This is a genomic window from Halorutilus salinus (assembly GCF_026242195.1).
GTDB classification, from domain to species: domain Archaea; phylum Halobacteriota; class Halobacteria; order Halobacteriales; family Halorutilaceae; genus Halorutilus; species Halorutilus salinus.
Map to the genome: position 1 here is coordinate 48,162 of NZ_RKLV01000010.1, position 12,331 is coordinate 60,492.

11 protein-coding genes are annotated in these 12,331 nt (G+C 62.7%); 7 read left to right on the forward strand and 4 right to left on the reverse strand.

Annotation, left to right across the window (positions count from 1 at the left end; genetic code table 11):
- Positions 1-55: 55 nt before the first annotated feature.
- Positions 56-706, reverse strand: a complete 651-nt coding sequence (locus tag EGH25_RS09825) for an SOS response-associated peptidase (RefSeq protein ID WP_266088088.1) — start codon at positions 704-706, stop codon at positions 56-58.
- Positions 707-756: 50 nt separating this feature from the next.
- Between EGH25_RS09825 and EGH25_RS09830 the strand changes: the two genes are divergently transcribed.
- A complete protein-coding gene (locus EGH25_RS09830; RefSeq protein WP_266088090.1) occupies positions 757-1,764 on the forward strand; it encodes a sodium:calcium antiporter in 1,008 nt (335 codons plus the stop codon).
- Positions 1,765-1,804: 40 nt separating this feature from the next.
- Positions 1,805-4,369, forward strand: coding sequence for an AAA domain-containing protein (locus tag EGH25_RS09835; RefSeq protein WP_266088092.1), 2,565 nt, complete (start codon positions 1,805-1,807; stop codon positions 4,367-4,369).
- Here EGH25_RS09835 and EGH25_RS09840 read toward each other — a convergent pair.
- Positions 4,366-5,577: a DUF92 domain-containing protein gene (locus EGH25_RS09840; protein WP_266088094.1), complete on the reverse strand. Its 1,212-nt coding sequence runs from the start codon at positions 5,575-5,577 to the stop codon at positions 4,366-4,368. The two genes, EGH25_RS09835 and EGH25_RS09840, sit on opposite strands and share 4 nt — an antisense overlap.
- Before the next feature lie 42 nt (positions 5,578-5,619).
- Here EGH25_RS09840 and EGH25_RS09845 point away from each other — a divergent pair, with 42 nt between their 5' ends.
- The 4 genes from EGH25_RS09845 to EGH25_RS09860 all read left to right on the forward strand — a co-directional run bounded on the left by EGH25_RS09845 (position 5,620) and on the right by EGH25_RS09860 (position 9,054).
- Complete coding sequence (locus tag EGH25_RS09845) at positions 5,620-6,177, forward strand: undecaprenyl diphosphate synthase family protein (protein WP_266088157.1); 558 nt, start codon at positions 5,620-5,622, stop codon at positions 6,175-6,177.
- The gene (hemG, locus tag EGH25_RS09850) at positions 6,174-7,457 is read left to right on the forward strand and encodes a protoporphyrinogen oxidase (protein ID WP_266088096.1); all 1,284 of its coding nucleotides are present in this window, start codon (positions 6,174-6,176) and stop codon (positions 7,455-7,457) included. Before EGH25_RS09845 ends, hemG begins: the two co-directional genes overlap by 4 nt.
- 56 nt (positions 7,458-7,513) lie before the next feature.
- On the forward strand, positions 7,514-7,813 hold the full coding sequence (locus EGH25_RS09855; protein ID WP_266088098.1) for a sulfurtransferase TusA family protein: 300 nt from the start codon (positions 7,514-7,516) through the stop codon (positions 7,811-7,813).
- 77 nt (positions 7,814-7,890) lie between these two features.
- On the forward strand, positions 7,891-9,054 hold the full coding sequence (locus tag EGH25_RS09860) for a YeeE/YedE family protein (protein ID WP_266088100.1): 1,164 nt from the start codon (positions 7,891-7,893) through the stop codon (positions 9,052-9,054).
- Between the two features lie 3 nt (positions 9,055-9,057).
- Here EGH25_RS09860 and EGH25_RS09865 read toward each other — a convergent pair whose 3' ends face one another.
- Positions 9,058-10,074 (reverse strand): lysylphosphatidylglycerol synthase transmembrane domain-containing protein, encoded by a 1,017-nt coding sequence (locus tag EGH25_RS09865; RefSeq protein WP_266088102.1) that lies wholly within the window; start codon positions 10,072-10,074, stop codon positions 9,058-9,060.
- 16 nt (positions 10,075-10,090) lie between these two features.
- Entirely contained in the window at positions 10,091-11,365 is a 1,275-nt protein-coding gene (locus EGH25_RS09870; RefSeq protein ID WP_266088104.1) for a glycosyltransferase family 2 protein, read from the reverse strand.
- A gap of 116 nt (positions 11,366-11,481) precedes the next feature.
- Between EGH25_RS09870 and EGH25_RS09875 the strand changes: the two genes are divergently transcribed.
- Positions 11,482-12,330, forward strand: a complete 849-nt coding sequence (locus EGH25_RS09875) for a class I SAM-dependent methyltransferase (protein ID WP_266088106.1) — start codon at positions 11,482-11,484, stop codon at positions 12,328-12,330.
- Position 12,331 lies beyond the last annotated feature (1 nt).

Here is a 12,331-nt window from a genome sequence, read left to right on the forward strand (position 1 = left end):
TGTACCACCTGTCAGGTAGATCGTCGGCGTGGTACTTCTTTCTTACGCGGTCGGTCTACATCCCCTCGACCAGCGAGGGATCGTCGTTGGACGGATCGTTTACGCGTTCGGAGACACGCCGAACCGTCGCGGGTTCGTCTCGCGGATCGAGTTCGTCCGCGGTCAAAGAGCCGTCAAGCCATCCGTCCTCCTCTTCGGGCGCGAGAACCGCCGCCATCCTGTGATGGAGTCGTGCGACCTGCTCGTTCGGCTCCGTCGTTAGTATAGCGAACGTCTCCTGCACCTCCTGTCCGTCACCTTCACCGCCGAACTCATCCAGACCCGACTGCCGTCTATCGGGAACCCGGCGTTCCCAGATACCCGCGAGTCCGGCTACGCGTTCGAACCCAACGTAGTAAGGGTCGTCGTCCCATTCGTAGAAGCCGTCGACGGGGACGAGGCAACGCCTGCCTTCGTACGCCTCCGCGAACGACGGCTTCTCCGCGACCGTCTCGGAACGTGCGTTTATGTATCCGTCGGCGTCGTCCGACCACGACGGGACGAGTCCCCAGTCGAGGAGGTCTAAGGAGCGGCGTTCCTCCTCACGCACCACGGGAAGGCTCTGACCCGGCGCGGCGTTGTACGTCGGCTCGAAGCCGACACCGTCCGCTCCGAACCTCTCTGTGAGTTCCTCACCCGTGGCACGGAGGCTGTACCTTCCGCACATACGTCGGACTACGTCGTGGGTTCTATTTAGGGTGACGACGATCTGGTACTGTGATAGCCCTTACAGTAATCGGCGTCCTCTCCGCCGCCGCCGTATGGGTCGGGGGAACGCGTCTCGAACGCGCCGCCGACAGGCTCGCCTCCTACTACGCCCTTCCGCCCGTCGTCCAAGGCGCTGTGATCGTCGCAGTGGGTTCGAGCATGCCCGAGCTACTCACCGCTGTTCTCGCGCCTCTACTACACGGTAACTTCGAACTCGGCGTCTCCGTCATCGTCGGCTCCGCCGTCTTCAACGTCCTCGTCATACCCGCTGTCGCGGCTTTCGCCAGCGACGGCGCGCTCAACGCCACCCCGGATCTCGTCTACAAGGAAGCGCAGTTCTACCTCCTCTCCGTCAGCGTCTTCATACTCACGCTCTCGCTCGCCGTTATCTACAACCCTGCGCCCGCCGACTTCGGCGTAGGAGGTAACGTGACGCGTGGGCTTGCGCTCGTCCCCATAGCCGTCTACGGTCTGTATATCTTCCTACAGTACGCCGACACAGTCGATCACGAAGCCGAGGGAGCCGAAGGCGTCGATGTCCGTAGACAGTGGCTCACCCTACTCGTCGGCTTCGTACTCATCTCAGCCGGTGTTGAAGGGCTTCTGAGGTTCGCCATCGGTGTAGGCGATGCGCTCGGCACCGAGAGCTTCGTATGGGGTCTCACGGTCGTCGCCGCGGCGACGAGCCTACCCGACACGGTCGTCAGCGTTACGTCGTCACGGAAGCAGAACGACGTGACGAGCATCGCAAACGTCTTCGGTAGCAACGTCTTCGACCTGCTCGTCGCCGTCCCCGCGGGCGTACTCGTCGCGGGAGGGACGTACGTCAACTTCTCGCGCTCCGTACCTCTGCTCGCCTACCTCGTCCTCGCCACCGTCGTTCTTTTCACGCTGATGCGGACGCGTTTCGAACTCTCGCGGTGGGAGGCGGGCGCTCTTCTCGTCACCTACACCGTCTTCGTGCTCTGGGTCTTCGCCGAGTCGTTCGGCGTTGTCGGACTCCTAAACGCGACGTGATTACCACAACCGACTTGTTCGGAGAGCGACAACTTCACGCGTGGACAAGGTCGAAGGAACCGTTCTCGAAGTAGGTGAGACGCGTACAGTCGCCACACGGTACGGTGAACGCGAACTCGCAGAGTTGACCCTCCTCGTCGACGGAGAGCCGACGAAGGTGACGCTCTGGGGCGACTGGGCGGAGACCGCCGGGTACGTCGAACAGGGGCATACTGTCGCCGTCCTTAACCCCAACGTCACCGAGAACGAGGGGCGTACCGGGTACGCGACGGGTGAGGATTCACGCGTCGTTGTCGAACCCTCTTACCTCGTAAACGCCACCGACGTTCGCGCGTGGGTACAGTGCCCGCGTATCGAGTACCTAAACAAGCTGACGGGCGTCCCTCTAAAGTACGAGGTCGTACGTGGAACAGTCGTCCACGGCGTCTTCGAGGATATGCTCAACGGCGAGGAGGTAGAGGGGTCGGTCGACGAACGCGTACGCGACGCGGGTCTCGAACTCGGTCTTCTCGGACGCGAAGCCGACGGGGTACGTGACGAGGTACGTGAACACGCCCGCGCCGTTGAGGGCTGGCTTGAACAGACGCGTCTCGGCGACGGCGACGACGGATGGCGGACGGAGAAGACGCTGTTCGACGCGTCTCTGGGTATGAAGGGGCGCGCCGACGCCCTACGCGCGGATTCACCCGTAGAGCTAAAGACGGGTTCGTGCGACGGCGACGCGCGTTTCAAGGACAAGATACAGACGGCGTGCTACGCGCTGATGCTCCAAACGAACCCCCAAACCGGGGTGGTTCTGTACACGGGAACCGACGGAGCGCCCGCGCGTGAGTTCCGTCTCTCCGACGGATTGCTCGACTTCGCACTACGCAAACGGAACGAGGTAGCCGCCTCAGAGACGGCGGGGCGGACGCCGACAGGACACGAGGCGAACGCAGACTGCTCCAGATGCTTCGAGTACGACACCTGTACCGTCGTCGCGGGAAGGCTGGATCAGGAGTCGAAGGCGGGGACGGTCGGCGAACCGCTTCCCGATGAGGAGCGCGACTACTTCGAGGAACAGCACGCGGTTCTCGAACAGGAGCGCCGCGCTGTCCACGACGAACATTCGTCTCTTTCCGACGATGAGGGTGCTCTCGAAGTCCGCGTCCGTGACGCCGAACCCCTCGCCGACGGCGGGTGGAGGCTCGAACTTTCCAGAACTTCCGACGAACCTACACGTATCACCGAGGGGGATCTCGTGCTCGTCTCCGACGGTGATCCCTCGAAAGACGCCGAAACCGCGTGGGTACGTGACGTAACCGCAGACGCCGTAGCCGTCCGCGTCGGCGAACGTATCGACGCGACACGTATAGACGCGTACCCTTCGACGGTCACGGTCGACCGTTACATGGTCGCCTTGCACGACTTCGTTCTGAAGGCGGACGAACGCCGTAGGGACGTCCTGCTCGGAAGGGCGTCGCCGGGGTTCGACGGTACAGCGTCCGACGGAACCTACATCGAAAACAACGAGGCTCAGGATCGCGCCGTCGCCCGTTCCGTGGCGGCGCGTGACCTCTCGCTGATACAGGGTCCTCCCGGTACGGGGAAGACACATACGGTCGCGCGTCTCGTCCGCGCACTCGTCGACCGCGGCGAACGCGTACTTCTCTCCTCCTTCACCAACCGGGCTGTCGACAACGCCCTTGAGGCGCTCCTCGAACAGGGGTACGACGGCTTCGTACGTCTCGGAACCCGCGACGGCGTACGCGCCGACATGCTCGAACACCGTTTCGATGAGGCGGGCGAACCCACCGAACGCGCCTCGGCGCTCCGCGACGCATCCGTCGTCGCGTGCACCACCGCCACGTGCGCCTCGCGCGTGATGCGTGAACAGGGGTTCGACTACGCCGTCGTCGACGAGGCGTCACAGCTTACCGAGCCTGCGACGCTCTCGGCGGTCAACCTCGCGTCGACCTTCGTACTCGTCGGCGACCACGAACAGCTACCCCCCGTCTCCGCATCTGAGGCACCTTCGATGTTCGAACGTCTCGCCGACAAGTACCCTGAGTCCGCCGTCACCCTACGTAGACAGTACAGGATGGCGCAACGTATACAGTCTTTCTCGTCGAAAGAGTTCTACGACGGCGCGCTTTTCCCCGCCGACGACGAGGTAGCACGTAGGTCTATCGAAGACATCGCCGACCCGCCCGACCGTTACTCCGACCCCGTGACCTTCGTACCCGTCGACGGCGAGGAACGTCAGAACGTCAACGTAGACGAGGCGGAGGCGGTCGAAGCCGTCCATGCCGAACTCGTCGACTCAGGCGTGCCGTCCGGATCGATCGCTGTCATCGCCCCTTTCCGGGCTCAGGTAGCCGAACTCGGACGCCGTCTACCCGACGAGACGCCCGTCGATACGGTCGACCGTTTCCAAGGTTCGAGCCAAGACACCGTCGTCCTCTCGTTCGTCGCATCCGACGACCTCGACAGCCCCGTATTCGACGATCCGCGTAGGCTCAACGTCGCACTGACGCGCGCCAAACGTGCGCTCGTTCTCGTCGGAAACCCCGACGCACTCCGAACCGATCCTTTCTGCTCACGTCTCCTCGACTGGGCTGTCTAAAACAGAACGAACGACGACGCGACGAGGGCACCCGTCGTGCATGCAGAGAGGTTCACGCCGCTGTTTCCGAGGTAACGCCCTTCTACGGTAGCACCCAGAACCGAGTCGACGTGCGCGCCGACGAGACCCGCGAAAGCCCCTGCGACGGCTCCTGATACGGGAACGACGCCCGCGAGGTAAGCCGTAGCTCCGACGACGGCGACGGCGACGACCGTAACCACCTCGCCCTGCCACGAGACACCGCCGTCGGTTCCGGGCGGTACACGTTCCAAAGTCGTTACGAGACGTGGTTCGCCCGCAACCGTCCCGATCTCGCTCGAAGCCGTGTCGGCGGCGGCGGTCGCCATACATCCGACGAACGCGAACCCAGCCGCGATCTCGATCGTCGGATCAGTCTCTGCGGCGTAGACGATCGCCGACGTGAGCGCGACCACGCCGTTCGCCGCGACGTTTTCGAAGCCGCGCCCCTCCGTATGCTCGGCGAGACCCATCTCCGTCTTCTCGTCGCGTCCGTACGCCGTCGTAACAGCGCCCGTCACGACGAAGGTACCGAGTACGACAAACCACCCCACACCCCCGGCTACGAGAACGACGTAGCTGAGCAACGCCCCTGCGGAGGCACCCGATACCGTCATGAGGTCGGCGAGGTTCGCACCGCCCGCGAGACCCGCGACACCGACGACAGCGACGACGAGAACGGGTGCTGACGCCGTCGCACCTACCACCGACCCTGCCCATGCACCGACGGAGGCGACGACGACGGTTAGCCAGAGACTCGTTCCGAGCGACCTCGCCGTCACCGTCGTAAGCGCCGCGAAGAAGCCTACCGTAACGCCGACCGCGGCGTCCATGCCGGCGGCGAAGCCCGCGACCGCACCCGCACCGCCGCCACCGAGTATGTAGAAAGGTGCCGTGAAAGAGTCGACGGAGCGTTTACCGCCGGACGGGTACGTAACCGCCTCGCCAACCGCGACAGCCGTAACTGCGCTAACCGCCACGGCGTCGGAGATATCGGAGACGGCGGTCACCGCCAGAACCGCCACGACCGCGACCGTAACCGCGGCTACACGGTGTCTGTCGTCGTAACCGGCATCCGTCTCCGTCGCGCCGAGGGCGAGCAGTATGAAAGACGCCGTGTAGCTTTCGGAACCGAAGAGAAAAACGAGGCAGGCAACCAAGACGGCGACCGCCGGTATCCGGCTGTTCATCGACAGTATTTATTGCTCGGTCTCCTTTATAACTCCGTGGTTATGCTGACATCAGGCTCCGGCGAGACGGAACGCGGCGAAGAGCTACCGGGGCACGTAGCCGTCGTCTTCGGGGGTGGCACTGACCCGTCGACGGTGCGCGACCTCTACGTCTGGTGCGACGAAGTCGGTGTTGAGACCACGACCGTGTGTCTGCCCGACGTGGTGAACAGGGCTGTCTACAACGACGCTGTTGCCGAACTCGAACCACCCGTCCGTGTGATCGACACCGCGGAGGGCAGGGGCGGTGAGGAACACGGACGCGTCCTAAGCTACCTCGGCGGACGTGAGGAGCTGGTCGACGCGTTCCGTCGTCTCGCACGCGATATCGATTCCGGCGACCTATCGCCCGACGGTATCGATGCCGACGCCGTGGCGGATCGTCTCGGGGTTCCCGGCGAACCCGACCTCCTGATCGAGGTTTCCGACACGGTTCTTTCGGACGTTCTCATCTGGCAGACGGTCTACACCGAACTGTGTTACGTCGACAGACTTGATGAGGACACCCTCCGCGGCTGTATCGACGACTACCGCGAACGCGAGAGGCGGTACGGTAGATGAGCGCCGAGGAAGACGTCGCCGTCGTCGGCGCGGGCGTATCCGGCTTAGCCACGGTTCACAGACTCCGAAAACGGGGTGTCGACACCGTCTGTTTCGAGGCGGACGACCGACCCGGAGGCATTGTACGTACTGTTCACGACAACGGTCGCGTGCTCGAACTCGGACCCCAGCGTCTCCGTCTCACCCCCCCTGTCGAAGGGCTCGTCGACGAACTCGGTCTGCGCGACGAGGTGCGCGAGGGCGACGACGCGCCGCTGTACGTCTACCACGACGGCGAACTACGTGTCGCGCCACTTTCGGTGGGCGAAGCGGTCACGACGAACCTTCTTTCGTGGCGCGGTAAGGCGCGCGTCCTCGCAGAACCTCTGACGCGTCCCGCGCACGACGGCGAAACCGTCGACCGGCTCCTTACGCGTAAGTTCGGACGTGAGGCGGCGCGGCGTTTCCTCGTTCCTCTGTACAGCGGTCTTTACGGAACGCCCGCCGACAAGATGCCCGCGGAGCACTCCGTAGCGCGTGCGCTCGACGACGCGGGCGTCGGAAGAAGCGTCCTCGTCTGGGCGGTAAAGAAGCTCCTGAGCCAACGTGATACACCGCCCGTCTTTAGCTTCGACGAGGGTCTGGAACGTCTGACAGACGCGTTGTACGAAGCCAACGCCGACGCCGTCCATCTCGGTGACTCCGTCGAGGAGGTGAACCGCGACGGTGACGGCTACGAGGTCGTAACCGAAGACTGCGTGACACGCGCCGGTGATGTCGTCGTCACGACGCCCGCGCCCACCACGGCGGAGATACTCGAAGGCGCCGTGCCGTCGGTGCACCCCCTCCGGCGTCTGAGCTACAACCGTATCGGTGTCGTACATCTCGCCTCCGGCTACGACGGCGACGGCGTCGGTGTTCTCGTACCCGACCACGAGGACGTACGCGTCAGCGGCTTTACGTGGAACGCATCTTTCCTCGGACGCGACGGCGTCTTCACGTGCTACGTCGACCCGTGGAGCTTCCCCGGTATGCCCGATGCAGACGACGATGAACTCGCGGAGGTCGCCGTAGACGAGTTCGAACACCTCACGGGTGCGTCGGCGGAGCCTCTCCACGTCCACAGGTGGGTTCCGGGTATGCCGGCGTACGACGAGACGTGGGACGCCCTCGACGAACTCAGACCCCCCGACGGCGTACATCTCTGCACCAACTACGTCGAACGCGCGGGTGTTACGGGACGCCTCGCGCACGCGTCGCGCGTCGCCGACGCGATAGCCGACGGTCGGGGCGGCGGATAACCGGCAACTCCCGCCCCTTTCGCAGACCTTTTTCATCGTAACCACCTACCATAACCATGAGCACACCAGAATGGGAGGATGTCGTCGAGATGCCCGACGAACTCGATGATGGGACGGCGGAGGCGCTCGCGGAGGAGGCGGACGAGTTTCAGAACATGAAGGGCGAGATGTGCCCGTACCCGCAGGTCGAGGCGAAGAAGGCGCTGTCGTCGCTCGACCACGGCGACCTTCTCGTACAGGAAACCGACCACGTGCCGAGCACCGAGAACGTACCTAAGGCTGTCGAGGACGAGGCGGACGCGAAGGTCTGGCGAAGCGGCGACGGTCTTTACCGTATCTTCCTCCATAAGAGGTAGCCGAACATGTTCGACGGAATCCGCAATAATTGTCGGTACGGCTACTACTATATCCGATCCCACCCTAACCTACGCCGATGTCAACGCTACTAATCGCCGCCGCCGTCGGTATCGCGTTAGGGATACTTTTCCAGAAGGGGCGTTTCTGTTTCGTACACGCCTTCCGTGACCTTTTCGCTTTCAAGGACACGCGCGTCACCAAGGGCGTAATCGCCGCAACGGGTCTTACGATGTTCTTCTGGAGCGTCGCGTACGCACTCGGCTACTACCAGGGCTTCTGGACGCCCGGATGGGGTCTGACGGGACTCATCGGCGGCTTCATCTTCGGTATAGGTATGACGTACGCCGGGGGATGTGCGAGCGGAACACTGTACCGCGCCGGTCAGGGCTACCTCCATTTCTGGCTCGTCCTTGTTTCGATGGGTGTCGGATACGCCGTCTTCACCGTCGCGTTCCCGACATTACAGAGCCTATACTTCGACCCTCTAACCTTCGGCACGGGGTTCACGCTGTTCGACTCGACGCCTCTGCCTGCGCCCGTCGTCGCCGTCCTGTTCATCGCCGGCTTCCTCGCCGTCTACGCCACGGTACTCGGACGTGAAGGGAAGGGGCGCGAGAAGACCAAGACGCCGGACGCCGCCTCTGTCGCGCTCGCACCGTCGGCTACGGTGTCGGGTCTCCGTTCACTCTACGACGGAACCGTAGAGTACCTCCGTGGCTTTACGGAGATAGACGACCTGCGTTCAGCCGCCAAACGTCCGTGGGATCCACGTACAGCGGCGCTCGGTATAACCGTCGTCGCAGTCGTATGGTTTACACAGGTCTCCATCGTCGGCGTAACGGGTCCTGAGTCACGTTGGACAGCCTACCTACTCCAGACCGTCGGCATCGACTCGGGTAGCTACGAGTACTGGGGTTCCGTCCTTTTCGCGGGTGACGGCGTCTCTATCACCGTCGACATGGTGATGATAGGCTTCGTAATCGTCGGCGCTTTCCTCGCGGCGTTCTGGAGCGGCGACTTCCGTCTCCGTGTCCCCAAACGCGAACGCCTGCCCAACGCCGTTGGGGGCGGCTTTCTGATGGGCGTCGGTTCGCGCCTCGCCCCCGGATGTAACATAGGTAACATCTACTCAGGGATCGCTGAGCTTTCGGTGCATTCGTTCATCGCCGCCGCGGGTATCATCGCGGGCGTCTACGTCATGACACACTGGCTCTACCGCGACGTCGGATGCGCCATATGAAGCTCAGGCGCGCGCGACGACCCGGAGAGCCGCGATACCGCCTATGAGGACGACGAGCCAGTAGCTTGCGAGACGGTAGAGTGCTGTGACAGCGAAGGCGTCCGCCGACGACACGGCTACGAGCGCCGTAAGCAGAGCCACGAGCGTACCTTCTATCGCCCCAAGACCGCCGGGTAACGGCGTGAAGCTCACGACGACCGTCGCGGGTACGAGGAAGGCGACGAGTACGATAGGAACGGGGACGTTGAGGGCGAGAGCCGAGAAGTAGAGGGGTACAGCGAAAAGTACCCATCCGAGGTACGCGAGAGCCACGGAGACGAGAAGCGTACGCGGCGACCCTGCGACCTGACCGACGGAGGCGTACAGCCTATCGATACGTTCGTCTAAACCGTCTACGGAGAAACGGTCTGTACGTGCCGAGACGGGTTCCGCGAGACGTAACGCGTACCCGCGGACGGCGCGTCTGTACCGCCATCCCGCAACTACGACGACGGGAAGCGTGAGGGCGAGTGTTGCGAGAACGAAGACGAGGCTTTCGAGACGACCCGGAAGCCTTGAACCGATTACGACGTACGCGAGACCTACGCCTGCGGCGTTGAAGAAAGGCAGGAGACGTAGAACATCGGCGGTCACGACGCTCGCGAGGCTCTGTTCGTACCCCGCTTCGGTGTCGCGCGACAGTATGTAAGCTATAACCGGCTCACCGCCCGCCTGCCCCATCGGTGTCACGTAGTTGGTGAAAGAAGCCGCGAAGAACGTCACGACGAGATGTCCGTAGCCGACCGAGACATCCATAGCGGCGAGTATACGGTGCCACATGAGCGCCCAGACGCAGAGGCATACCAACGTCGAAAGGCAAGCCGCCGCCACCCAGCCGAGATGCGCTCCGCTGAGCCTGTCGATAGTACCCTCCCATCCTACGGCTACTCCGAGAAGATAGATCAGGACGAGAGCGATACCGAAGCCGACGAGTATCTTGACCGGCTTCCGTCTACCCACACCGTCTTCGTCTTCGGTCACGTCTCCCCGCTGGTCGTCACGATCCCGTCTTTGTAACCTGATACCATTCCCCTTCCCACGTCAGGTAGTACTCCAAGAACGACTTTACCGTAAGCCCGCCGTGTCCTACGTAGATAACGGGCATCAGTACCACGGTCGGCGACGGAAGACCGATACGTCCGTCGTGTGCGTCCTTCGCCCAGACACCGCCGACGAAGGCGAGCGAGAGGACGTAGGGTACGAGGAACGCCCAGAGGACACCCTGAACCGCAAGGGCGGCTATCTGCGACAGACCGACGAGGAGGAGAGCGCCGCCGACCATCGCCGCGGAGGCGCGCCCGACGGAGCCGATGTCACTCAGGCTGATGTTTCCTCCGAGAGCCTCACGCACCCTCGACTGGAAGACGTCGACGTGTCCGATACGCCATCTCTTGCGCTGACCCCAGAGGTCGCGTAACGTATGCGGCGCTTCCATCGTGTTGGTCGCGCTCCTGTCGTGGACGACATCGAGGTCGGCGCGGTAGCACGCGTGCGCGAACTCTATATCCTCCGTAAGCCTGTCGTCGTAGCCCCCGACCGTCTCGAACGCCTCGCGTGTGAAAGCCGTCGATGCGCTGAGGCAGTTGGTGAAGCTAAAAAGCTCGCCGAAGGCGTATCCAGCATGGACGACGAGACGTTCGCAGTACGCGAGCGTCTCGACCGCGCCGGTGGCACGAGGCACACGCCGCCCTTGGAATACGTCGGCGTCGTCCGTAAGTCTACCCATCGCTGTCGGTATGAATCCCGGCGAGACGCGTTCGTCGACATCGAAGACGGCGTAGTAGTCTGCATCGGTTTCGCTCACGACGTGGTTTATCGCCGTCCCCTTCGATCCGGGGTTACCGTTTACGAAGCAGTCGACATCCTCGTACTCGTCGGCGAACCTCTCCGCGCGCCGACGTGTCTCAGGGTCGTCGGGTTCGACGGCGATACCGACCGAAAGCCTCTCGTACTCGGTTTCGAGGAGGCTTTCGACGCTAACGTCGAGGACTTCGGCGTCGCGGTACGCGGGAACGACCGCACGTACCTCAGAACCGTTGTAGACGGCTCCGTCGCTGTCCCGCCATACGTCGGCGACGACGATCGCACCCGTGATACAGATTACCGCGGTGAATATGACGACCGAAACGACGCCTTCGAAGAAGACGAGCGGATACGTGAGCGACTCAACCGTCCAGACATCTACACCGGTTATGATACCGATAGCAAGAAGAGCCACGACGCCGCCGGCGGATCCGAGAAGTTCGACGGCACGTGCAGAAGACGGTGCCATACCTTACAGTTCTGTTAGGGTATAATCAACGTTACGTTCGTCCGGTAATGAAAAATATCCGTTTGGCTTTACGGGCTATTCCCAAGTATTATACCCCTGTAAGACTGCGCTAATCCATGGTATCGAAGCTGGGGACTGTAAAACGCATCCTTAGGAACAAGAGCATGGCGACGGTGGCTGAGAAGGGCGCTCTGTACCTCGCCACCTACCTCACGATACAGAGTTCGTACGGCGACCGTCTCCTGTACAGCCGCGCCGTCGATGACCTACGCCGACGTACCGACGAGGAGGACGGCTTAGAGGACATTCTCGACACGGTGCTTGAGGTCGAGCCGGGTTCGCCTTTCAACGTCGAGATCTCACAGATACGGGAGGAGATACGCGGTCTTGCGGAGGTCGCCGCGGAACACGAACCCCAAAACGTCCTCGAAATCGGGACGCTCCGCGGGGGTACGTTCTACGTCTGGTGCAGGCACCTCGACACCGCCGACCATCTCGTCAGCCTCGACCTTCCGGGAAGGGATCTGAAGACGCGACGCGACGACCTCCTGACCGAGTTCGCACCGTCGAAGGATGTCAACGTAGTGCGCGGAAACTCACACGACGACGAGACCTTCGAACGCGTCGCCGATACGCTCGACGAACCCGTCGACTTCCTGTTCATAGACGGAGACCATACGTACGAGGGCGTCAAGGACGACTTTGGGAGGTACAGAAAGCTCGCCGCCGACGACGCCGTGGTCGCGTTCCACGATATCGTTCCCCACGCCGAGACGCGTAGAGGGTGTAGGGAACGTCTCGCCGAGTACGACGATCTTGAGGAGCGCCACGTCGGTGTCGGACATCCCGACTGGGGCGTCAGCGAGTTCTGGGACGAACTCGTCGAGAACGCCAGTTACGAGACGGAGGAGATCGTCGCTCATCCCAAGCAGTTCGGTAAGGGTATCGGCGTCGTCTACCTCTAAA

Excerpts from the sequence above, each read along its gene's own strand:
- hemG (WP_266088096.1), top strand. The coding sequence starts at position 6,174 with ATGAGCGCCGAGGAAGACGTCGCCGTCGTCGGCGCGGGCGTATCCGGC.
- EGH25_RS09860 (WP_266088100.1), top strand. The coding sequence starts at position 7,891 with ATGTCAACGCTACTAATCGCCGCCGCCGTCGGTATCGCGTTAGGGATA.
- EGH25_RS09840 (WP_266088094.1), bottom strand. The coding sequence starts at position 5,577 with ATGAACAGCCGGATACCGGCGGTCGCCGTCTTGGTTGCCTGCCTCGTT.
- EGH25_RS09845 (WP_266088157.1), top strand. The coding sequence starts at position 5,620 with ATGCTGACATCAGGCTCCGGCGAGACGGAACGCGGCGAAGAGCTACCG.
- EGH25_RS09855 (WP_266088098.1), top strand. The coding sequence starts at position 7,514 with ATGAGCACACCAGAATGGGAGGATGTCGTCGAGATGCCCGACGAACTC.
- EGH25_RS09825 (WP_266088088.1), bottom strand. The coding sequence starts at position 706 with ATGTGCGGAAGGTACAGCCTCCGTGCCACGGGTGAGGAACTCACAGAG.
- EGH25_RS09870 (WP_266088104.1), bottom strand. The coding sequence starts at position 11,365 with ATGGCACCGTCTTCTGCACGTGCCGTCGAACTTCTCGGATCCGCCGGC.
- EGH25_RS09875 (WP_266088106.1), top strand. The coding sequence starts at position 11,482 with ATGGTATCGAAGCTGGGGACTGTAAAACGCATCCTTAGGAACAAGAGC.